The sequence below is a fragment of the Bizionia gelidisalsuginis genome, assembly GCF_008086185.1.
GTDB classification, from domain to species: domain Bacteria; phylum Bacteroidota; class Bacteroidia; order Flavobacteriales; family Flavobacteriaceae; genus Bizionia; species Bizionia saleffrena.
Map to the genome: position 1 here is coordinate 1 of NZ_VSKN01000023.1, position 24,129 is coordinate 24,129.

Sequence of the window (24,129 nt, forward strand, 5' to 3'; positions counted from 1 at the left end):
GGAAAGAGATATCTTTGAATATATTGAACTTTGGTATAATAAAAAGAGAAGGCACTCAACACTCAATTATCTGACAATTAAAGAATTTAATAACTTAAAAATTAATTATAAATATGCTGCTTAACTTGTACTGCACTTTTTGTTTGTATGTCCAAACAGCTTAGCATATATTAAAAGCGCTTACTACAACGTGAGAGCTTTTTACATTAACTAATAAGACGCTTGTTTTAATGGGGTTAAATCGGTTTAGCAATCCTATTATTTTTTTTATGAGCTTTAAAAATTTTGCACGTTATAAACGTAAATAAATGATGTGGCAATACTATAAATAAAGGTAATAGTGTTTTTATATTGTTACGTATATTTCTTCCGTATCATTCCATTATACCTCTATCGATGCTTTAAGATGATTTTTTACCTTTATCTATTTTTTTACTGGCCCATTGTTCTTCTTCTTGGCTGACTTCTAACTTCTCCTGATTTACTTTTTTCTCTGGTGAATAATTTAGTTTTATAGACATCGGAAAATGATCTGATCCAATATCCTTTTCTCTAGATATTGCTATTAATGTAAAATCATCACTATGAAAAACATGATCTAACGGCCAACGCAGAAAGAAGTGCTTAGTGCTGTACGTGTTATAAAAACCACGACCTCTTCGCGGGTCTAAAAGTCCGCTAACTTTCTGAAATACTTTGGTGGTTCGTGACCAAGCTACATCATTTAGGTCCCCAAAAACTAATGTTGAGCTTTGATTTTTTTCAATTTCTTTACCAATTAATAAGAGTTCTGCATCGCGATTCGTGGACGTTTTACTTTCTGTAGGGCTAGGAGGTCTAGGGTGTAAGCAGTGCACTTTAACTTTGAGACCATTTCTTAATTCAACATATCCGTGAATTGATGGAATACTTTCTTTAATTAAATACTTCACCTCCATTTGTTCTAAGGGGAGTTTCGAATAGAGATGCATACCGTATAAATTATCAAGGGGCACTTTTACTGAGTGCGGATATTCGTCTTCGAAACTGTCTAATGCTTTCTCCCATTTATCATCAGATTCTAAGGTTAAAAAAAGATCAGGATTTTTATGTTTAATTAAATTTATGAGTTTGTTGTAATCACGATTGGTCATTAAAACATTACTCACCAGAATGCTAATACTCGCATCATCGGCTTTTCCCTTATATTTCAAGGTTTGCTTTTTTGCAAGAATGGTATATGGAAAAATTAACCAACATTGGTATATTAAGCAACTAAGTAAAACTGTTACAATAATAAAATGCCAAGGCTCCTGGAAAGAATATAAGGATAAAGCTAAAATGAGATTAACCAAAATTAAAAATGAAATTTGAATTCTTGGAAAATCGAAATCACGAATCCACCAATAGTCGAATGTAGTTAGTGAGGCTAAAGTAGGAATGCAAATTAATACATTCAAAATAAGAATTATAATTTCTAAACTGTTCACTATTATTAAATTTAGTTTTGGGGTTCTTGATATTTTGGTTTAGTACAGAGTTAAAACTGTTTAACTTTATTTATAAATTAGTTTCAATAAACCAAATACTGAAGTAAGCTATAGTCGTACTTAGGTTTAATAGGCACAAGATATCAAAAAAATATCACGTATCCTTCAATAAAATTTTGGTTTTTTAAATAGGAATAGATAATTATTAACTGCTGATGTTAGTACTAATTCGCTTAAATTAAGAGGTGTAGAATAATAAAAATCAGGTTACTTAAAACGTGTCTTTTTACAAAAAAAAAACACTGTTTATCTGTTCGTTTTATTTTAACAATTTAAAATATTTTCCAACGTTACTGTTTTTGATAAATGTTCTAAAATGCGAGAGGTGTCGTAATTATTTTTTTGAGGAATGAGATGGCCGAGAATATCGTTTTCATTCGTAACAGTCTCATTTTTACCAATAAAACCATAGCCCTCGTAAATGTCATTCAATAAATACACAAAAGCATCTTCATTGATATGCCGTCCTTTTAGTTTGTAAATTCCCCCCGATTTTCTAGTACTAAACTCAAAGAGGGCAACTTCAAATCTCTCGTTGTACTTCGCGATGGCTTCTGTATTTGCGCACACGCAGTTTTGGTGTCTTAACGTAACATTACTACACGGTCCTTTAATGCGCTCTAAGCCGCAATGTTTTTTACACAGGCCAAATTCTGTAGCCAATTGAAGTAGTACCTTTTTAACCGATCGCCTATTAAAATATATTTCGGGCCTATTATCGGCAATGTCTTTTCGTGTAATTTGAAGCTTATTGATCCCTTTTGCGGTCTTGCTTTTGTTGATTATGAATGGGGCCGCATCGTTAACTTGCTGTGAGTTATAGAGTGGTTTAAGTGTTTTTATTTGAGCAGATTCTAAAAGTTGGGCGATAATGTCACTGCCAGTATATTCTACAGTTACCGCTGTGATTTTTGAGTAATCTATAGTTTTTGAATTTGTAAAACCATTAAAATGACTTTGAAGACGTTTCCGTACGTTTTTGGCTTTACCAACATAAATGATGGTTCCAGAGGCATCAAAAAAATAATAAACTCCTGCGGCCGTGCTATACTCCGAGAAATCTAAATTTAACGACACATTTTTAACGACTTGTTGCGATAAATTTCTTGGTGTAGTGCTGAAGAAACTTTTATGCATTAATTGTAAAAAAGCTTCGGCATAGGTTTCACTATTGCCACTAAGGTTTGGAGAAGGAGGTAAGCATAGCTCCAATTCCTTCGAATTTTTATTATTTTTAGGGAGTGTGTGCCAGACGTACTTTGGCTGGGTATTAAAATTATAGCCAACCATCTTAAACTGTGATTGTAATAACATAAACTGATTAAACTCAGCAAAAACCAGTTGTTTGTGTTGTAAGAGTTCAATTAACTCATCAGCAATATCACAAAACAGAGGTGCAGAGCTGTGCACTTTCCAATCTAAATTGTTGTGTTCATAAACGCGTTTGCTAATCGTGATTTCTGGTCTAAAATTAAACGTGTAAAAAGAATCTAAATCACCATCTTGTATTGCCAAGCAATAGGGAACAGGTTTGTTTTTTCCAGATTTTATGGTCTGAATATATAAAAATGTCATTATAGCAAAAGTAAGAATAATTAATGCTACATAAAAGGCTCTGAATTTTATAAACTATTGTTGTTTACGTCAACTAAGCAAAATAAATTATGGCAGGCAATTAATAAAAAGAGCAACATTATAAGACCCACAATTAAACAACTGGCAAGTTAAAAGAGATTCCTTTTATGGATTATTTAGTAAATAGTAGTCATAAATGACACAATAAACACCTTATATATTAGGTGCTAGGATCTTTATTAAACACCTTAATTAAATTAAAAATAAGCGCACAAAGTACGACCCAAATGAAGCCGGCAATATATCCTCCAATAATATCGGAAGGAAAATGTACGCCCAGGTATATGCGACTTAAACCTATACTTATAATTAGAGTTGTTAATACTGTTATAATAACAAACTTTAAAAAGCCGTTAATTTTAAATTGATAAGTAAGGAAAATAATAAATCCATAAAAAGCCATCGCTGTCATTGCATGACCACTAGGGTAGCTCAAAGTTTTTACCATTACTAAATGTTCTAAATCCGGTCGAGATCTATTTACCATTTCTTTAATTATAACATTAGAGCTCAGCGCAAGTATCATTACTATACTTAACTGGAACACATAATGCCAATTTTTAAACGTTATAAAAAGCAGAAAAGTAGCTAATGAGAAAACAACTAAATAACCATAAATACCCCCTATATGGGTAACAAATATAAAATACTCTGTAAGTCCACTGGATCTCCATAATAAAATGGACTGAGTGATAGCGCTGTCGTATTGCCCTAATATTTCGGATTTTAAATTTTCGGTTAATTCAATAAAAACAGTCACTGCACCAATAACAATTATTAACGCTATTCCTGAGGTAATAATATAGGGCAAATGCTCATTATAGTTATTGAACCATTTTTTTAAGAGGGCTTTTAACTTATTAATTATTAATTTTATTTCCTTTCGCATACAGTTATTTAATAATGATTACCTAATTACGACCTGATTAAGAGTGCGGTAAAATTAAAAAGAATATATATATTCTTTCCATAAAGAATACATTATTTTTTTATAGATCAAATCTAAAGCTTTCCCTATTTTGAAATTAGCGCTGATGAGATATTAGCGAATAAATTTAATGTTAGTTATTTCTGAATCAAATTTCATACATACTCTTACAATTAGAATGTCCTACGTGAAACGATTCAATCCATAAAATGGTTTATAATTTAAAAGGTGTTTAAGTCACGGCAAACTTCAATTTAACGGCTGTTTTACTATGCGTGCGTTTAAGTAGGTTAGACGTTTATAATTATTAGGGATCTCTACTAATAGTATTTAAATGAATGCTCTTTTTGTAAAAAATCTATTTTATATAGCGCGATAAGTAAGGCATAATTAGGGTGTAAAGAGTAATATTTTGAACTGTATTAATTCTTAGTAAACCCAATAGCGTTATAAATAACTCTAAATCAGTTAAAAATCAATTTAAGTTTGTAATAATTTAGTGGTGTTAAATTTCAACTTAAATTAAAAAGAAATTATGAAAGTACAGGCCTATTTATCATTCAAAGGAAATTGTCAAGAAGCGTTAAATTATTATAGTGATTTATTTGAAGCTGAAGTTATTAATCGTCAAACTTACGAAGATAAAAAGATAGATGTTCCATCCTCTTATAGAAATAACTTACAACACGCAGAGCTTAAAGGAAAAAACATATACTTCATGGCTTATGATGTGTCGCCCGATACGCCGCTTAATAGTGGGAATCAAATTCATATGAGTGTGGAATTTACTAGTGTCGACGAAGGTAGAGATCTTTTTGATAAGCTATCTAGTGGCGGACAAATACATCATAATTATAGAGAAAGAGAATGGGGCTATTTTGGAAGATGCACAGACAAATTTGGGATTGGTTGGATGGTTAATCACAATATATAATTTTCGTTACTAATTATTTTTAAAAAATGTATAAATCACTTTAAAACCAAATATTATGGCAGAAATTAAAATTAAAAAAAGAAAACCAGTATGGCCTTGGATTTTATTAGTCTTGGGTTCATTAGTCCTCATTTATTACGTAATTATGATGAATAATGATGACGAAAATGATAACACCTATAATGAGACCGAAATTGTGGCAGACGATAGTTCAATGGAAAACGCCTCTAATGAAAATGTAATGTTACTCTCTGAAACAGCAAAAACAAAAATTAGAAATTTTCAGACTTATATATCAAATGATACAGATATGGGGCTTGATCATAACTATTCGCATAATGCACTGTTAAAACTTATCGATGCCACAGAAGCTACAGCAAATAGTTTAGAAGTAGATGTTGATGCTGATATAGAAACAGCGCGATTTAATGCTCAAGCTATTACCAACGACCCTGAGGATCTCTCGCATTCAAACAAAATTAAAAGCACTTCAAATATTATTGTTCAAGCCTTAAAGAAAATACAGGTGCAACACTATCCTGAATTGGACAACGCTATTACCGAATTGCAACAAGCAGCTATGGCAATTGCGCCCAGCACCCAAACGCTCGAACAGAAAACGGCTGTTAAGAATTTTTTCAACCAATCAGAGCAATTATTAACTAATATGATAAATAGATAAAAATATGAGCACAGATAAAGAAAAAAAACTATTCTATCTTGAAGAATTATCTAACTACAAGATCGCCGATAGCGATAAAGATGTACGTGGCTGGGAGGTGAAGGGCAAAGAGGGTCTCGTAATAGGTAAGGTAGATAATTTACTAGTAAATAAAACGAAAGAGCGCGTCGTTTATCTTGATGTCGAAGTCGATGCTTCCATTATAGAAGCCAATCATAAACCATATAATGCAAAAGCTCAAGATGGCGTACACGAATTTATTAATGCGGATGGAGAAAATCATTTAATTATTCCAATAGGATTAGCACATCTAAATTTGGAGAGTAAAATTGTTTTTGCCAAAAGTGTTAATCATAAAACATTTGCAGAAACTAAACGCATAAAGAAAGGCACGCTCGTAGACAGAAATTATGAAGTTGATGTTTTGTCTAATTATGATCGCAATAACACCGACACAAATTTCCCATTAGACGACACACTCTATGATAGACCAGAGTTTTATATTAATTTTTAATTTAAAAAAAATCTCTAAGATTTTTTATTTTTCAATGTATTGAAATATACATAGGTGTAAAATCCAATTTGTAGAACAGTCGTTATTTTAAAAAAATGGCTGATCGTTTTTATGGTTTGTCGTTTCATAATATTTGTTTTATTCAATATATGATATTTTTCAAATATAAATTGTTAAAAAATTCTTATAAAATCAGTATATTATTAGTTATTCATATTTATATAGATGTAAAGTTGTAATATTATGAGAATTATTTCTTTAATATGGCTTTTATCCCTCAATTATTTCTTTATACTAGACTTTGTGGCAAATCAATTAATTTTTATTCTTAATGCGTTAATTGTTAAATAACAAATTATTTATTTTTGAAGCACTTAATTATGGATTATTTAAAGATTATAATCCTATAAAACCATCTATTATGAATATGATTTCTACACCGTTAAATAGTACTAAAAATAGATTTTCTAGAATATCTTGGGGCGGAGTTTTCGCTGGCGCCTTAGCAGCAATCGTCATCTCGTTTGTTCTTCATCTTTTGGGATTAGGGATAGGTATGACTTCTATTGACCCAATGACCGACTCAGAGCCTTTTAATGGAATTGGTACTGGCGCAATTATTTGGTGGATACTCTCTAATTTGTCTGCTTTGTTTGTAGGTGGTTTAATAGCTGCAAGATCTGCTGGTTTACCAAGTAATGCTGATGGGGGAATTCACGGGTTTTTGGCCTGGGGTGTTTACCTGGTAATCTCTGTTTTTTTAGTGATTTCATTTGTTAGTAATACTTTCTCTGGTATGGGGTCTCTAATATCTTCGGCGTTTAATAGTGACAATGCCAAGGAGGTTATGGTAAATTTAGACACTGCAAGAAAATCATCTAATGAGGACACCTATAAAACTTTCGACCGTGTTAAACAGGAAATGTTTCAATTAATTGATACTGCCGAAAAGTATAACATAGTACCTAATGATAGTAAAGAAAACGTTAAGGACGATTTGCAAACGCTTAACAATAAATCTTCTCAAGCATTAAAAAAATTAAATTTAAAAGATGCTATTACAGAATTTGTAAATGATATAGAAGTCAACCTTGATAACAATGGGGATTTGGATATTTCGGTACAAGGAAATAAAGACTACCTAAATGAAGCGGATTTAAAAGATTATTTAACAAACAACACCGATTTAACTGACAAAGAAATTAACGGGGTTATTTCTAAATGGAAAACTAAATTAGATACAGCGGTTAAAAATCTAGAAGAAACTTATGCCACAGCTAAAAAGGAAGCGTTAGAAGCTAGCGAGAAAGTATCTGATGCGGCTGGAGAAACAAGTATTTATCTATTTGTATTACTTTTATTGGGAGCTTTCGCTGCGTTTTTTGGAGGAGCAACTGGGGCACCACCACTAAATGTTAACGAAGAACACACTAGAGAAATAATTAAATAATTTCTATAATAATAAAGAACTTATAAATCTAAAAAATTTTAAAATATGTCATTACTTACTATAATACTCAGTATTTTACTTCCTCCAGTAGCCGTTTTTATGAAAAAAGGTTTTGGTGGGGCCTTCCTTCTAAATATTTTGTTAACTCTAATAGGATGGTTGCCTGGAGTAATTCATGCTCTTATAGTTAACGATTAGTTAACGATCTTGTATAATTGAGATTCTCATTCTTATAGACTATTATTCTAACTTTTAAGTAATAGAAGAGAAAGTGTTATACTCTTGCTTACAAACAATCGTATTTAATATAATGTATTAACAATATTAGGGGATTAGACATACTAATAATCCTCTAATATTTTATTTTCAATCTCTCCAACATTGAATCTGGAATTAAGTTTTGCTACGCTAATTCCTCTTTTATTTAAGATGTGCTTTTTATTTTTTAAATAAGCGCTTTATAGTTGTTGCGAGATTAAAGCGATTCTCACATCGTAATTGAAACACTTAATTTAGCGTTACTTATTTTAAATTACGTCTCCGAAAGATTAATTCAGTTAATATTATTTCAGTACAAAAGTTGCGCGAAACCCTTCTTTAAAAAAATTTATAAAATTAAGGAATAATAGGCTATAGGTGCCTCCGAAAATTCAAATTTAGAATTTTTGTCAGGACGATTATTTCCATTAAAATTAATCACCATATTTTATTAAGTTGTCTCTTTTCTTTTAAAGCTAATGAATTAAAACTTGTTTGATTTGCATTAATGAGAGTTGATTTCATTACTTATTTTTACTATTATGAAGGATTCTAGTTTTTGATTTTTATATAATCTTTCTTAATATGAATGTTTAACTAATAAATAATAATTATGAAAATTAACAACTTAAAAATGGCTGCGGTACTAATGTTTGTAACGCTAATGTCTTTTGCACAGAACAAAGATGATAAGCGAATTATAGAAGACGCGGAAAAGGTAATGATGACTATAAGAAATACTGATAAAGCCGTAGAAAAATTTTTTGAGGATTCCTCTGGATACGTAGTCTTTCCAAACGTTGGTGAAGGTGCTTTGATAATTGGAGCGGCATCAGGTAACGGTGTTCTGTACGAAAATGGAATGGCTGTGGGTATGGCGAAGCTGAAAAAATTAGATATAGGATTACAAGCAGGGGGTGAGGCCTTCACACAAATAATCTTTTTTGAGAATGAGAAGAACCTTGAAGATTTTAAAAACGGTAATTTTGAATTTTCAGCAGAAGCGAAAGCCGTTATTGTAGATAAGGGTGCTTTCAAAAAAGTAAATTATAGTGATGGTGTGCTAGTAATTGCTAAACCTAAGGCAGGTGTTATTGCTGGAGTCTCAGTAGGTGGACAAAAATTTCAGTATGCACCGTTTTAGAAAATATAATTAAGAATAATCAGGAAAGCCGATCTAACGATCGGCTTTTTTTATCAATTTTTTTAAACTGATTAGCTGTTTTATTATTTATCTATTTCAAAAATAACTTAAATAGATACTTAATCTTAAAACACTACAGTTGTTTTGTTGGGAGCACAAAAGTACAAATGGCCAAAAAATAATAGGCGGCTAGAACTCTGGGCAAAATTAATTTAAGAGGCATACTTTTAATAAGTGTTGGATTGCTAGAATAATTTGGTACCCGTTCGCCGTGCAGCTCCTTAAAACGCGCTTCTTAAAAGAGAAGTGGCAGCTCGTTTGTACTTTTAACGTTGCATTATGTATAAAGCTTCAGTTAATAGGAAAACGCGTTAGCACGATATAAAAACGAATAATGGTGTATTTTCACCTAAACTTATTACAACTCTCGTATATTGCATTTATAAACAATTATTATGAAATTAAACTTATTGTCATGTGATGCTCAGAGGCCAGATAAAAGAGCTATAGCTAAGTGTATTATAGAGATTTCATCTAGTATTGGTGAATCCTTGGCTCAAGAACTTACTGATATACTCTTAGAAGGAGATGCCGTAGATATTGAGATACAAGATAGGAATTCTGGTTCTGCTTTAAGAGCTTTGCGAAAATTAAGCATTGACTACGAAATTATAGAATGAACAAATAAGATTCCCGATTTCTCGGAAAATGGTTACGATAAAAATTTTTATAAAACTCATCGAAAATCACCGATAGAAACGAGACTTTAAAGCCAAAATTTAGACCTACAGCATAAACAGAATGGCTAAAACACTACTAAAACGAAAAAATCCCTGTTAGCGTTAAGATGCTAACAGGGATTTTTTTATTCTAATTGAAAGTAACGAAAGAATTTTTAAACGTTGTTTTCTAGTTCTAAATTTATCAAAGTTTACGTCGTACTATCCGCATTTAGAAGACCCACAATCTTTACAGGTTAAACATCCTTCTTGATAAATTAGATTTGTGGAGTTGCAGTTGGTGCATTTCTGTCCTTTTGCTTCAGTTCCATCGGCCACATAACGTTTTAAAGCGCGTGCAACTCCGTTTTTCCACGTATTGATAGATTCATTATCTAATTGCAAGCTATTTATAAGTTCTACAGCTTTATCTATACGCATTCCGTGTCTTAAAGTACCAGAAATTAATTTGGCATAATTCCAGAATTCAGGATTAAATTTATGAGATAATCCTTCTATAGTTGTATTGTAGCCTCTCTTATTTTTATATTGAAAATCATAGCGAGAGCTTCCGTCTTCATTTTTGTTTTTTATGATTAATCCCTTATTAACCCATCTCGGTATTAAAATTCCGTCTTCATCATCAACAAAACCAGTAAAAATCTCGTAGGGTTGGTCATCTAACAATCCAATAAAAGCGATCCATTTTTCTTTACTATTTTGAAAACGCACTACATCCGATTCTAAAACTTGGGGACGTTTAGCAGAAACAACAGTTCCTGTTTCATCTTCCTTTTTTTCTTCATTCGAAATCAATACACCAGAACGTGAACCATCTCTGTAAACGGTAACCCCTTTACAACCTGCTTCCCAAGCTTCCATATACAAGTTTCCAACAAGTTCTTCTGTAGCATCGTTTGGTAAATTGATAGTAACACTTATGGAGTGATCTACCCATTTCTGCACAGCACCCTGCATTTTAACCTTACTAAGCCAATCAATATCATTTGATGTTGATTTATAATAAGGTGATTTTTTAACCAAATTATCTAAATCTTTCTGACTGTAATCTTTGTCAATTTCATAACCGTTAACTTCCATCCACTGTTTGAATCTGTGGTGGAAAACGACATATTCTTCCCAAGAATCGCCAATTTCATCTACAAAATCAACTCTAACTTCCTTATCGTTGGGATTTACTTTTCTCCTTCTTTTGTAGACCGGTAAAAAAACAGGCTCAATTCCAGAAGTAGTTTGCGTCATTAAACTGGTTGTGCCGGTAGGAGCAATGGTCAATAAAGCAATATTTCTTCTTCCATGTTCTAGCATGTCGAAATAAAGTTTTTCATCGGCTTCTTTCAATCGGAGTATAAATGGATTATTTTTTTCTCTTTCTGAATCATAAAAAGCAAAGGCTCCTCTTTCTTTGGCCATTTCAACTGATGCTCTATAGGCTTCTATAGCAAGTGTTTTATGTACTTCTACAGACAGTTTTGTGCCTTCTTTACCGGCATAAGCAATATTCATAGCTGCAAGCATATCGCCTTCAGCTGTAATACCAATACCCGTTCTGCGGCCTTCATCTGCTTTAGTTTTAATTTTTAACCATAAGTTTCTCTCCACACTCTTAATTTCATCCTCTTCTGGATCGGCATCTATTTTTGCAAGGATATCATCTATTTTTTCCAATTCTAAATCAATGATATCATCCATAATACGCTGTGCCACGGGAATATGTTTTTTAAACAATTCGAAATTGAAACTGGCATTCTTGGTAAAAGGCTCATCGACATAAGAGAATAAGTTAATAGCCAATAATCTACAGGAATCATAAGGGCAAAGCGGGATTTCGCCGCAAGGATTTGTTGAAACAGTATTGTATCCTAAATCAGCATAGCTATCTGGAACCGATTCTCTTATAATAGTATCCCAAAATAAAATTCCTGGTTCTGCCGATTTCCATGCATTATGAACAATTTTATTCCACAATGTATTGGCTTCAATTTTCTTGCTGTATTTTGGGTTTTCGCTATGAATGGGGAATTTGTGCGTGTAACTTGTTTTATTTTTCACGGCTTTCATAAAAGCATCGTCCATTCTCACAGATATGTTTGCTCCAGTAACTTTTCCTTGCTCTAGTTTAGCATCGATAAAATCTTCTGCATCAGGATGATTTACGGAAACGGAAAGCATCAAGGCTCCTCTTCTTCCATCTTGGGCAACTTCTCTGGTAGAATTAGAATAGCGCTCCATAAATGGCGCCAAACCAGTTGAGGTTAAAGCTGAATTCTTAACAGGAGACCCTTTAGGTCGTATGTGTGATAAATCGTGACCAACACCCCCACGGCGTTTCATAAGCTGCACTTGCTCCTGATCTATTTTCATAATACTGCCATAAGAATCATTCAATCCTTTATTTCCAATTACAAAACAATTTGACAGAGAGGCAATTTGATATTTGTTTCCAATCCCAGCCATAGGGCTACCTTGTGGAACGATATATTTGAAATTTTCTAATAAACTTAAAATCTCATCTTCCGACAAAGGATTTGGATATTTAAGTTCAATTCTCGCAATTTCCCCAGCAATTCTGTGATGCATATCTTGCGGCGTTCGTTCATAAAGATTATCGAACGAATCTTTTAAGGCATATTTGTTAATCCACACGCGGGCAGCTAGTTCATCTCCCTTAAAATAGGCTTTCGACGCTTGAAAAGCTTCATCTTGGGAGTAAGTTTTTGCGGGTGGTAAGGTAGTAGGTGTTTTCATTTTTTAAACCTTGTTGGTAAATTGTAAGTTATTTTATGGTATAAATGTAAATAAAATTATGCAATATTAAACACCTCGCTTAATAAAAAGTTTACAAGCATTTTAATTTAAAATACTGATTATAAGCGTTTTAAATATTTTATAGTTGTTAAATGTTTCTGAAAATAAAAATTCGCGCGTGTTTCGACGACTTAAATTCGAAATTTAGGTCGTACTGTCTCGTTAGGTAACCACGACTGATTTTTATCCTATTTACTTTTAGTACACAGCTGATTTTTTTATCAAAGCAAACATATGAGCTATCGCGTTTGTAATTGCTTTTTATTTGTTAAATTACGAGCTTTACATATGTAACAAGATATAAATAATAATTCCTTACGTAATAGAGTATAATTACAAAGAAAATTACACCAACTATTTACAAGTAACCCTAGAAATAACGGTATCGTTAAGTGCTGTTTTTAGAGTGGAATTGAGATTAGGTTTAATAAATAAGTAATGAAAAAGGAGGAAAATGAAGCGGCAAGCTGGACTATCTGTTTGGAATGTCGGGGGCGTGGTAAAAAAAGCAGAAGACTGCGCAAAAAAGTACGACTCCGTTACCAGATGGCGCTTGATCAATTTAAAAAAACGAAGCGCGAAGGAACGGCTCCAGTGCGACCTAACAAACACCAGTATTTGTGCTTGAACTGTAAGGGATCTGGATTGATTCATTCTGCCAGCCCTCCTATAGCAGATAAAGATAACTATCCACACGTTGCTATTATTGGTGGGGGTATTGGAGGCGTGGCTCTGGCCGTGGCTTGTTTGCACCGTGGCATTCCTTTTACCCTTTATGAGCGAGATGGTAGCTTCCACGAACGGTCTCAGGGCTATGGACTTACGTTGCAACAAGCGCGTAAAGCGATTAAAGGATTGGGTGTTTGCTCCTTAAAAAAAGGGGTGGTTTCAACACGACATATAGTTCATACTACAGACGGAAAAGTAATTGGTGAATGGGGAATGAGAAAGTGGATGCAGCAAGAGGCGAAAACGTCTTCCAAACGTACTAATGTGCATATCGCGCGGCAGTCTTTGCGTTTAGCGCTTATAGAACAACTCGGTGGACATACGGCGGTGCAGTGGGGGCACCAGTTGGTAGATTTTAAAGACTGTAAAGGTGAAGGTGTGGAATTAAACTTTAAAGTAGGCGGAGAGATGAAGGCGGCTAAGGCCGGGCTAGTAGTTGGAGCTGATGGTATTCGCAGTACGGTACGAAGTTTACTAATTGGTGACGATATCACCCCATTACGTTACTTAGGTTGTATTGTTATCTTAGGAATTTGTCCTTTGGCCGCTCTCGAAGGACTTGATAGTGATTTACTGGACTCGGCCACGGTGTTTCAAACCGCTAATGGTAATGAGCGAATCTATATGATGCCTTATGCGTTAGACACGGTGATGTGGCAACTTAGCTTTCCGATGCCAGAAAAAGAAGCTAAGGCGTTGAGCGCTCAAGGTGCTCGAGCACTCAAGGAAGAGGCGTGTCGTAGAACACAGTGGCACGATCCTATTCCTCAGGTTTTAGCAGCGACATTAGATACTCAGGTTTCTGGTTACCCTGTGTATGACCGCAAATTACTAGAGACAGAATGGTTAGAAAAAGGAGGGCAAGTGACTCTTATTGGCGATGCGGCCCACCCTATGAGTCCATTTAAAGGACAGGGAGCAAATCAAGCTCTGCTCGATGCGTTGGCATTGGCACGTGGAATTTCAAGTGAGTGTGGCGCTTTTTCTCGATGGAAAGCAGTTGGAATAAGGGATTGTGTATTAACTGAGTTTGAAAAAGAAATGTTTGCGCGCAGTGCTTCAAAGGTGAAAGATTCAGCAGAAGCGGCACAGTTTCTACATTCCGAAATTGTACTTTATGAAGGAGATGAGCCGAGAGGACGATGTTTAAAGAGTAAAAAAGCCTAAAAATTAATGCGCAATGGATAGGCGTAATTTTGTGCTTTTAATCCTCGTAGGTAATGTCACCAGAGTGTTAGATATAAAAAATATGAAACAATAAAAATGATGGAATTCCTTTTTTTAATTAAATTAATTGTTGCTATTGCATTTGTTCTTGGTTTATCCTTTCTTGCTGAAAATGTAAGTCCAAAGGTTGCAGGAATTTTATCAGGCTATCCTACGGGTTCTGCTATAACTTTATTTTTCTTTGGATTAGAGGTCAGTCCTGAATTTGCTGCAGAAAGCGCAGTTTATAATATGATGGGGTTAACTGCTGCTTTATCCTTTGTGTCTATTTATTACATAGCATCAAAGCACTTTAAAAAATTCAATATTCTCTTTTCTTCTTTATGTGCCATATTAGGGTATTTTACAGTTGTTTGGTTATTGCATCTTATTGAAATTAATAAATATATAGCTATATTAATACCCATTACATTTTCATTTCTGTGCCTCTATTTTTTCAAAGATATTCAGAATATTAATATACAAACTAAAGCAAAACTTAATTATAAGATTCTTTTTGTGAGAGCCTTTTTTGCAGCTTTAATTATTTTATTAATTACAAGTGTCCCAAAATTTGTTGGGTCGACCTGGGCAGGACTTTTTTCTGCCTTTCCAACCACCTTATTTCCATTAATGTTAATTATTCACTTTACATATTCGAAAGAACACGTGCATACCGTTATTAAAAATGTTCCCATAGGTATGTTTTCCTTGATAATTTATTCATTAGTTATATCGATTGTATATCCCTTGTTTGGCATATATTTAGGTACAATTATTTCATTTGGAGCGGCCTCACTGTATTTAATAGTGTATAAAAAAACAAAAAGCATAATAAATAACCGCCAATCGCGTCGACGGCTAGCGGGCAAGTGATCGCCATTACGTCTCTCATCACGGTGCGTAAGAGGTGTTCCGAGACACGTTCCATGCAAGCTATAGTAGTTCATCAATTATTGTATCTACTTCTTTTTTAGTAAGTTTTTAGCATCGAAACTCCTTCTAGATTTTCACGCGAAGACCCCCTTGGCAAACACGGTATTCTATAGCAGGCAATAGTTCTACTCTTTTTCTATTTAAAGATATGTGTTACACACTAAAGAAAGCCGTTGGGCCATCTTAAAACGAACACGACATTGAAAAAAAGACAGACTATTTAACGTCAAAATAACTTCAAATTAAGATTGAGAAAAACTAAATTCAATAATTTAATGCATTTAAGTATTCAATCGAGAAAACAAGTAGTAGTAGTAGTAGTAGTAGTAGTAGTAGTAGTAGTAGTAGTAGTAGTAGTAGTAGTAGTTAAAAAAATGGTGTACTCGAAATAAAGTGAACTGATAAAATAGTATAAAATCAATTAAACCGATGAAAAGCTAGCGGACAAGACCGTATTTTAAATAGTATCGCGTTTTACTGTACAGAATGGTTACTAGCTGTGTACTTGTAAGTTATAATAACCTAGTCATAGTCTTAAAAAGTGACCCCAAACTTGGGCTGTGAGCTATAGTATTCTGTTTTTACCGGTAAAAATTTATAAGATTTCTCTCTGGTCCGTTTTCTTTCACTAAATTTGCACCCGAAAACAAAACAACAGCTATTAGTAAAAAATAATGTAATCTACACTGTACCCATTTATAATCAAAAAAGCCTTTTCCTAAAAAAAATAGAAATCAGACTCTAAAGCTCACTTATTTTAAGTTCTGAAGACATATCATTTTTTAATCTTCCATTTTTCCCTTAAATCATAATTCATTACCGTTTTATTAAATCTTTAAAATAACTATACGTTATAAAAAATACTTATATGCAATTCTTGAAATTTTTATACCTTACAATATTCTGCTTAATGTTGGCATTTCCGGCAATGGCTCAGGAAAAACTAGAACTTAAAATAGGTGGAGCATTGCGTTTCAACTATAATTTATCGTCATGGAAGGATGGTCAGAAAAAACGCGGGGGAGATTTTGGATATGATATGTTTAGAATAAACGCCAAAGCGGCTTATAAAGGACTCTTTCTTAATGCCGAATACAGATTGTATTCTGAAGGTTTTGGAGGCGGATTCCTAAAGCAGGGTTGGGTAGGTTACAACTTCAACGAACTCGATCAGATTCATATCGGTTTAACACAGGTTCCTTTCGGTATTCAACAATACAACTCTCACAACTGGTTTTTTAATATGTCGTATTATGTAGGCTTGGAAGATGATCATGATATGGGCGTGAAATATATACATACAGGGGAGAAATTTGAATACCAAATGGCTTTTTTTAAAAATGCTGAAGAATTGAGGTTTGGTAATAATACAGAAAATTCTCCAAACCGATATTCATATGATATCACGGGTCGAAACAAAGAAGTCAATCAGTTTAACGGAAAATTTATTTACAAATTCGGGACAGAATCTTCAAGTAGATTGGGGGTTTCTTTAGAATACGGTGGCCTATATAATATAGATACCGAGGATATTGGAAATCACAAGGCTTTTGCCGCACATTATGAAATAACTAAAGGAAAATGGAATGGAAAAGCACAATTTATTACGGCTTCCCATAACCCTGAGAATGCCGAAGGCGAACCCACAGATGTCGTTATAATGGCAGCGTATGGTGCTCCTTATGAGGTAGCTGCCGATTTTAATATGTATTCTTTAGCGATTTCCAGAAATGTTCCAGTAACGTGGGGGCCTGTTACAAATTTGCAATTTTATAATGATTTTGCATTTATGCAGAAAAAAGCACCCGGATTTACGGATTCTTATATGAATGTAACCGGAGTTTTAGTCTCTGCTGGGAGTGTGTACACGTATATTGATTATGCGGCGGGATATAATCACTCTTGGTTAGGCGGTAATTTTGTAGACGATTTTTCTAAAGGAAATCCGGAGGCTAAATGGGAAGCAAGATTCAATATTAATATTGGTTACTATTTTTAGAATTTATAAATAATATAGAGGGCTGCAAACGCTCTAAGAAATTAAATTATATCAAAAACAATACGCTTTATGGCTAAGAAGATTATAAGAAGTGATGAGAGAAAATCCGTTTTTGGATTGGAAGTAAATGGTCCCGTATTTTTTACGTCGGCTATTACCATTATCATAATAATAACATTAACCCTGATGTTTAAAGACGGGGCAGAACAGTATTTTACTGAAATACAAGATTTTATAGCAAATAAGGCAGGGTGGTTTTTTATATTAAGTATAAATGTTTTCTTAATATTTATGCTTTATTTGGCCTTTAGTAAATTTGGGCAGTTAAGAATTGGGGGACAAAGTGCAAAACCCGAATTTAAAACTATTTCCTGGTTCGCGATGCTATTTAGTGCTGGAATGGGAATTGGATTATTATTTTGGAGTATTTCAGAACCCATTTATCATTTTTTAAGTCCACCGATGGCAGAAGGCGGAACAGCCGAAGCAGCCAAGGAAGCTATGAAATTCACCTTTTTACATTGGGGTTTTCACGCTTGGGCAGTATATGCATTGGTAGGTTTATCTTTGGCGTATTTTACGTACTCCCGAGGGCTTCCACTTACTATCAGATCTGTTTTTTATCCTTTTTTAGGAGATAAAATTTACGGAAAAATTGGAGACGCCATAGACATTTTCGCTGTACTCGCTACCTTATTTGGTCTTGCGACTTCTTTAGGAATGGGCGTTCAACAAATTGCAGCCGGTTTAAATCACCTTTTCGGAATAGATAGCGGTGTACAAACCCAAATTATTCTAATTGCCGGAATAACCTTAGTTGCAACCATTTCAGTTGTTTTGGGAGTTGATAAGGGAGTGAGAGTTTTGAGTGAATGGAATATGAGAATAGCCGTGCTATTTCTTTTGGTAGTGTTGGTTTTAGGACCAACAATCTTTATTTTTAAATCTTTCGTGCAAAATACAGGGAATTATTTTTCCGATTTTCTTGAAATATCCACTTGGACAGAAAGTTATACCGGTACCGATTGGCAAAATGCTTGGACTATTTTTTACTGGGGATGGTGGATTGCTTGGTCTCCTTTTGTAGGAATGTTTATTGCGCGTATTTCAAAAGGGCGTACGGTGCGTGAGTTTATTTTGGGTGTTTTAATAGTGCCTTCTATAGTTACTTTTTTCTGGATCTCAGCTTTTGGAAGCACAGCGATACATCAGGCACTTCTTGGAAACGATACTATTGTAAATGCCGTGAATGAAAACGTTGCGACCGCCTTGTTTGTATTTATGGAAGATTATCCTTTCGCATTTATTCTTAATATTATAGCTATAATTTTAATTGCAGGATTTTTTGTAACGTCTTCAGATTCTGGATCTTTGGTGGTAGACAGTTTAACCTCTGGAGGTAAAATTGATGCGCCTGTGGGACAGAGAATATTTTGGGCCATTGCCGAAGGAGGTATTGCTGCGGTTCTTTTAATAGGCGGGGGGTTACAAGCTCTTCAGTCGGCCACCGTTGTAACCGGCTTGCCCTTTACAGTGATTTTAATAATTATGTGCTTTTCACTTTACAAAGGTTTAAGCGAAGATCTCCGGAAACTGAAAAAACGGGAGTCTCAAAAAGAACTTGAAAATTACGAGGAAATAGTTTCTGGTATCGTTAAAAAAAGAAATGCAAATCAGCAAAATAATACTAAATAATTCGAATAATGACTGAAATAAAAAACGTACTGGTTGCCTTAGACCTTTCAGATATTGATAGCACTTTAATAGAGTATGCATCCTTTATTGCCGAAACCCTTAAGGTTGAAAAAGTGTACTTTGTACATAATATTAAAAAATATGAGATCTCAGAATTATTCGAAGAACAATTAAAAGATCTTAACCTCGACGAAATAATAGGGGATGAGTTAAATGAAAAGGTAGAAGAGAAATTTACATCTTCAGCAGAATGGGAAGTACTTATCTCTGAAGATCCTTATTCTGAATCTCTCATCAATTATATTGTCGATAAATATGTAATTCAGCTCGCTCTAATCGGAAATAAAAATAAATCTAAAGGTACTGGAGTGGTGAGTGGAAAATTACTGCGTTTGCTTAAATGTGATATTTTGTCTATTCCTAAAGGTACAAAACCAGTAATTAGTAATATTTGGGCAGGAACAGATTTTTCTAGTGCCTCAAATAAGGTTTTTCAAGTGGCCGAAAACTTACAGAAAACCACCGCGGCAAAAGTAAAAGCAGTGCACGTATACAATGTACCGGTACAATTTTCGCCTTATATTCCAAAAGAACACCTCGACTTAAAGATAGAAAATCATCTAAAGGAGAAATATGAAAAATTTATAAAAAAGATTGGATTCCAAGGGGAATTAACTTCTGAGATTATTCAGGGAAGAGATAACGGAGTAGCAGAAAAGTTGCGTATCAAAGCATTAACGTCAGAGGTAGATCTCATTATTGTTGGAGACAAAGGCAGAAACACTTTCTCTTCCTTACTTGTAGGAAGTGTTACCGAGGAACTGTTTAATCAAGACTTAGATGTGCCGTTATGGATTGTAAAGTAGCGCTTTAAAAAGGGCAGTAAGCGGCCATAAAATATTGAAATTAATACGGTTCGGACTTTAATTTTAGCACGTTTTTCATTTTAAAAATAGCCGATTTGGATAGGTGAATACGCTCTGCTTTTAAAAGAAACCTTTATCGCAGGTTTTAATTAATAGGAAAAACTATTGTAAAAGAAACCAGAATTTAAGTCCGCCTGTAGAAAAAAATAGCTCACGGTTTTAATCGTGAGTTATCTATTTTACGTTTCTAATAAAATAGTTACAACCATTTCCACACCAGATTGTTTATCTGTTTAACTACACTATCAATACCTTCGCTACTTCTATAGGGTTTTACAGGAACCCTGTCTTTAGACAAGTGTTTAAGGCCTATAGGCTTTTTAGACATTAAAAAAGCAGTTACTTTTTGTTTCATTACCGTTACAATACACCAAGGAAGTGCCAGAAAAAGAACACGCTTAACTCCTCTCATTAGTATTAAAGTGGTTAGAAGACCCACTTCATAAGGAACTTCTCGCGGATTTGTCCTTAGTGTTAGATGACAAAGAGCCCCTCGAAGACGCTGTGATAACTACAGTTCCATAATTTTACCAGTAGTAGATAATAAATATATAGAGCGCTATTCCTTTTGGTTAGACGATCATAATATTTCTATTATAGTTAGATATGAAGGACTTTTAGGTACTTTAACTTACAGAACCACAACGAAAAATACATATGCATCTAGTGCGTCTACAACCATTGAAATACCTAGAAGTTGTGACGTTTTGGCTGGAATATAGCGTATTTATCTAACAAGATTATAACACTGCGAAGGTTAATAAAAAAATAAATATTAAAAATCTGAAAATATTTTTATCAATCGCTCAGTAAAAACACGTCTCTTAATTTGCTTTTTAACAAGCTATTACCTATATTGAGAGCAGTAGTTTAAAAACTAAACGCCAAGTGTAACTAGGTAGCAGTTCTTAAATTATTAAATATGTATCTTTATATACATTGTAATATTATTGGCTATATCCTAAAAAGATTAGTCAAACCACTATATCCGTTTATTAGGGGTGAGTCTACCCTTAAATCATTGTAAAAACTTAAACAATGCATCGGAATAGTGCTGTTGGAAACAGTCGTTTAATTTCCAAACGATAAAATTCTGAAACAGTTACCACTTACACTTTAAGAAAACACAATAGTGATAAATTTTAACAAATATATCATTTTTAAAATCTAGATAGAAGTCTGTAATAGACTGATCGAATCTAGTGTATAAACTTTTAAATTACTTTTTATCTCTCAATTAAAACTGTAGAGATAAGGTATTATAGCTCTTATACTTTAAAATATATAAAACATCATATTTATATAAAAATAATTTCAGATAAACGTAATTTTTAAAATGAATAAATCTCAGGAACTCTTCGATAGAAGAAAAAAGGTCGTCGCAAACGGCGTAGGAGTTTTTAATACAGCGACTGTAAAAGAAGCGAAAGGAGCGATTATTATAGATGTTGATGGACGCGAACTTATTGATTTTGCTGGAGGTATCGGTGTTGTTAATGCTGGACATTGCCCTGAACCAGTAGTAGAAGCAATACGTGAGCAAGCTGGTAAATATCTCCATACGAGTTTTAATGTGGTCACTTATGAACCTTACATCGCCTTATGTGAAGAACTTATAGAGATTTTACCTCATGGAGAAAAAACAAAGGTTATGTTGGTGAGTACAGGTGCAGAAGCTGTAGAGAATGCCATAAAAATTGCGCGTCAAGCTACTAAAAGACCAGCGATACTTTGCTTTACCGGCGCTTATCATGGTCGTACAATGATGGCTATGACTTTAACTAGTAAAATTAGTTATAAGTATGATTGTGGTCCATTTGCGCCTGAAGTATATCGCCTTCCTTTTCCAAATTTTTACAGGTACCACGGAAAACGAGATATGGACACATTTGTAGAGGATGAACTCAAACGACTTTATGAAAGTGCGCTTAACCTTGTGGATGTAAAGAGTGTTGCGGCTGTAATTTTAGAACCAATACAAGGTGAAGGTGGTTTTAATGCCATTCCTCAGAAATATTTAGAAGGATTAAGAGCTTTCTGCGATAGGCACGGTATTATGCTAATTATGGACGAAGTGCAAAGCGGATTCTGTCGTACTGGACATTGGGCGAGTTGGCAATATTACGGAGTTCAACCCGATATTAGCACCTACGCGAAATCTATGGGTTCTGGTTTACCTATTGCAGCAATAATTGGTAAGGCTGAGGTTATGGATGCTGCAGCAATTGGTTCCATTGGTGGTACTTACATTGGAAGCCCTATCTGTTGTGTGGCAGCATCTGCCACTATTAAATATATGAAAGATATAAACTTGAATGAAAAAGCAGTTAAAGTAGGTCTTGTCATAAAGACTAGATTGCAAAATTTAATGAGTCAACATTCAGAAATTGGAGATGTTAGAGGTATAGGTGCAATGATAGCTATTGAATTTGTTAAAAACAGAGATCCAAGACAGCCTAATTCCGAAATATGCCCACAAATTATTAAAGGGTGTGCAGATAATGGGTTGGTAGTTTTAAGTGCAGGTACTTATAAAAACGTTCTGCGCATTTTATCACCTTTAGTAATTACAGACAAACAATTAGAAAAAGGGTTATCCATTTTGGAAGCCGAAATTAAAAAAGCAATACATAATATATGAAACCATTCGCAATTGCAGGAATACAAATGAAGGTATCAGCTGTCGTTTCAAACGTTGAAATGATGAAGCTAAAAATTGATATTACTATGAACCTTTATCCTTGGATAGAGATGATTATGTTTAGTGAGTTGTGTGCCTTTGGGCCACTAACCCATACTGCACAAGTAATACCTAATAACTTTGAAGCCGAGATGCAGGCTATGGCAAAAAAATACGGCATTTGGTTACTACCAGGCTCTATATTTGAGAAAAGTGAAGGAAAAATTTATAATACCGCAACTGTTATTAACCCGAAAGGAAAAATAGTAACGCGTTACCGAAAAATGTTTCCGTTTTATCCTTATGAAACTGGCGTAACACCCGGACAAGATTATTGTGTTTTTGACGTGCCTAATGTTGCCAGATTTGGGGTTTCAATTTGTTATGATATGTGGTTTCCTGAAACCATTCGCACCCTAACCACTATGGGAGCAGAAGTTATAATGCACCCTACCATGTCTGGGACTATTGATCGCGAAATAGAATTATCTATTGTAAGAGCAATGGCTTCGGTGAATCAGTGTTATTTCTTTGATGTCAATGGATTGGATACTGGAGGTTGCGGACGGTCTATTGTCTGTGGGCCAGATGGTAGAATACTCCACCAATCCGAAGGTACAGAAGAAATTATACCTCTTGAGTTAAATATTGACAGAGTAAAAAGAAGTCGCGAATTGGGTATTTTACGTTTAGGACAACCTCTTAAAAGCTTTCGTGATCATATTAAAACTAGTCAATTTGGAATTTACCAACCTAATATACCGACACCTTATTTGGATTCATTAGGTCCTTTAATAAAACCCACTCGATTAGATACATTGACAGAATTAAAAATAAGAGAAACTACTTTAAGAAAGCAAAGCACTCCAACACATTATAAAGGAGATTCAATCATATAAAAAAAATAGAAATAAATGGGTGATGTAAGATCAGGAAAAAAAATTAAGAAAGCAGAAATAAGAAAAGATTATGTGAGTTGGTTTGAAATACCCGCAATCGATTTTCAACAGGCAGTAGAGTTTTATCAATATATTTTTGACATAACTATGCAACAGAATATAACAGAATCTAATGAGATGGCTTTTTTTTCAACAACTACCGGTATTGGTGGCGCGGTTGTTTCTGGCTCTGGTTACGTGCCAAGTGATTCCGGTTCACTAATTTATCTTAATGGTGGTGATAACTTGAGTTTGGTTCTTGATAAAGTAGAGCAAGCTGGAGGTCGTATCATTATGCCAAAAACTTTAATATCTGAAGAATCTGGATACTTCGCTGTTTTTATTGATTCTCAAGGGAATAAATTAGCACTACATTCTAAAAATTAACGATTATCTTA

Annotated in this window: 21 protein-coding genes; 16 read left to right on the forward strand and 5 right to left on the reverse strand. The window is 34.0% G+C overall.

Annotation, left to right across the window (positions count from 1 at the left end; all coding sequences use genetic code 11):
* The coding region (locus tag ES677_RS15905) for an IS3 family transposase (protein ID WP_394349293.1) at positions 1–124 on the forward strand (124 nt) is incomplete at its 5' end.
* A 277-nt stretch (positions 125–401) separates the two neighbouring features.
* On the opposite strand, the gene ES677_RS12975 is transcribed toward ES677_RS15905, so the two are convergent.
* The 3 genes from ES677_RS12975 to ES677_RS12985 all read right to left on the reverse strand — a co-directional run bounded on the left by ES677_RS12975 (position 402) and on the right by ES677_RS12985 (position 4,053).
* Entirely contained in the window at positions 402–1,469 is a 1,068-nt protein-coding gene (locus ES677_RS12975) for an endonuclease/exonuclease/phosphatase family protein (protein ID WP_148381461.1), read from the reverse strand.
* Positions 1,470–1,793: 324 nt separating this feature from the next.
* A complete protein-coding gene (locus ES677_RS12980) occupies positions 1,794–3,104 on the reverse strand; it encodes a GIY-YIG nuclease family protein (protein ID WP_148381462.1) in 1,311 nt (436 codons plus the stop codon).
* 220 nt (positions 3,105–3,324) lie between these two features.
* A complete protein-coding gene (locus ES677_RS12985) occupies positions 3,325–4,053 on the reverse strand; it encodes a phosphatase PAP2 family protein (protein ID WP_148370529.1) in 729 nt (242 codons plus the stop codon).
* A 574-nt stretch (positions 4,054–4,627) separates the two neighbouring features.
* On the opposite strand from ES677_RS12985, the gene ES677_RS12990 reads away from it, so the two are divergent.
* The 7 genes from ES677_RS12990 (at position 4,628) to ES677_RS13020 (ending at position 9,754) form a co-directional block, all read left to right on the forward strand.
* On the forward strand, positions 4,628–5,026 hold the full coding sequence (locus ES677_RS12990; RefSeq protein WP_148370530.1) for a VOC family protein: 399 nt from the start codon (positions 4,628–4,630) through the stop codon (positions 5,024–5,026).
* A gap of 55 nt (positions 5,027–5,081) precedes the next feature.
* Positions 5,082–5,708 (forward strand): hypothetical protein, encoded by a 627-nt coding sequence (locus ES677_RS12995; protein WP_148381463.1) that lies wholly within the window; start codon positions 5,082–5,084, stop codon positions 5,706–5,708.
* A gap of 4 nt (positions 5,709–5,712) precedes the next feature.
* Positions 5,713–6,222, forward strand: coding sequence for a YlmC/YmxH family sporulation protein (locus ES677_RS13000; protein WP_148381464.1), 510 nt, complete (start codon positions 5,713–5,715; stop codon positions 6,220–6,222).
* Between the two features lie 421 nt (positions 6,223–6,643).
* A complete protein-coding gene (locus tag ES677_RS13005) occupies positions 6,644–7,672 on the forward strand; it encodes a hypothetical protein (RefSeq protein WP_148381465.1) in 1,029 nt (342 codons plus the stop codon).
* A 45-nt stretch (positions 7,673–7,717) separates the two neighbouring features.
* Positions 7,718–7,870, forward strand: coding sequence for a YqaE/Pmp3 family membrane protein (locus tag ES677_RS13010; protein ID WP_148370534.1), 153 nt, complete (start codon positions 7,718–7,720; stop codon positions 7,868–7,870).
* A gap of 673 nt (positions 7,871–8,543) precedes the next feature.
* Positions 8,544–9,074, forward strand: a complete 531-nt coding sequence (locus ES677_RS13015; protein ID WP_170234454.1) for a lipid-binding SYLF domain-containing protein — start codon at positions 8,544–8,546, stop codon at positions 9,072–9,074.
* Between the two features lie 455 nt (positions 9,075–9,529).
* Positions 9,530–9,754 (forward strand): hypothetical protein, encoded by a 225-nt coding sequence (locus ES677_RS13020; RefSeq protein ID WP_148370535.1) that lies wholly within the window; start codon positions 9,530–9,532, stop codon positions 9,752–9,754.
* Between the two features lie 261 nt (positions 9,755–10,015).
* Here ES677_RS13020 and ES677_RS13025 read toward each other — a convergent pair whose 3' ends face one another.
* Positions 10,016–12,562, reverse strand: a complete 2,547-nt coding sequence (locus ES677_RS13025; RefSeq protein ID WP_148370536.1) for an adenosylcobalamin-dependent ribonucleoside-diphosphate reductase — start codon at positions 12,560–12,562, stop codon at positions 10,016–10,018.
* Between the two features lie 498 nt (positions 12,563–13,060).
* Between ES677_RS13025 and ES677_RS13030 the strand changes: the two genes are divergently transcribed.
* The 5 genes from ES677_RS13030 (at position 13,061) to ES677_RS13055 (ending at position 20,053) form a co-directional block, all read left to right on the forward strand.
* The gene (locus ES677_RS13030; RefSeq protein WP_148381466.1) at positions 13,061–14,518 is read left to right on the forward strand and encodes an FAD-dependent oxidoreductase; all 1,458 of its coding nucleotides are present in this window, start codon (positions 13,061–13,063) and stop codon (positions 14,516–14,518) included.
* Positions 14,519–14,614: 96 nt separating this feature from the next.
* A complete protein-coding gene (locus ES677_RS13035) occupies positions 14,615–15,433 on the forward strand; it encodes a hypothetical protein (RefSeq protein WP_148370538.1) in 819 nt (272 codons plus the stop codon).
* 928 nt (positions 15,434–16,361) lie between these two features.
* Entirely contained in the window at positions 16,362–17,492 is a 1,131-nt protein-coding gene (locus ES677_RS13045; protein WP_394348791.1) for a hypothetical protein, read from the forward strand.
* A gap of 69 nt (positions 17,493–17,561) precedes the next feature.
* Positions 17,562–19,187, forward strand: coding sequence for a BCCT family transporter (locus ES677_RS13050; RefSeq protein WP_148370539.1), 1,626 nt, complete (start codon positions 17,562–17,564; stop codon positions 19,185–19,187).
* Positions 19,188–19,195: 8 nt separating this feature from the next.
* Positions 19,196–20,053: a universal stress protein gene (locus ES677_RS13055; RefSeq protein WP_148381467.1), complete on the forward strand. Its 858-nt coding sequence runs from the start codon at positions 19,196–19,198 to the stop codon at positions 20,051–20,053.
* Positions 20,054–20,312: 259 nt separating this feature from the next.
* Here the strand turns inward: ES677_RS13055 and ES677_RS13060 are convergent, their stop codons facing one another.
* Positions 20,313–20,525, reverse strand: a complete 213-nt coding sequence (locus ES677_RS13060; RefSeq protein WP_148370541.1) for a hypothetical protein — start codon at positions 20,523–20,525, stop codon at positions 20,313–20,315.
* A 924-nt stretch (positions 20,526–21,449) separates the two neighbouring features.
* On the opposite strand from ES677_RS13060, the gene ES677_RS13065 reads away from it, so the two are divergent.
* Genes ES677_RS13065 through ES677_RS13075 form a run of 3 tightly spaced genes read left to right on the forward strand, consistent with a single transcriptional unit; the run spans position 21,450 to position 24,118 of the window.
* Complete coding sequence (locus ES677_RS13065) at positions 21,450–22,754, forward strand: aspartate aminotransferase family protein (RefSeq protein ID WP_148381468.1); 1,305 nt, start codon at positions 21,450–21,452, stop codon at positions 22,752–22,754.
* On the forward strand, positions 22,751–23,692 hold the full coding sequence (locus tag ES677_RS13070) for a carbon-nitrogen hydrolase family protein (RefSeq protein WP_148370543.1): 942 nt from the start codon (positions 22,751–22,753) through the stop codon (positions 23,690–23,692). The genes ES677_RS13065 and ES677_RS13070 overlap by 4 nt, the downstream gene beginning before the upstream one ends.
* A 15-nt stretch (positions 23,693–23,707) precedes the next feature.
* On the forward strand, positions 23,708–24,118 hold the full coding sequence (locus tag ES677_RS13075) for a VOC family protein (RefSeq protein WP_148370544.1): 411 nt from the start codon (positions 23,708–23,710) through the stop codon (positions 24,116–24,118).
* The last annotated feature ends 11 nt before the right edge of the window (positions 24,119–24,129 follow it).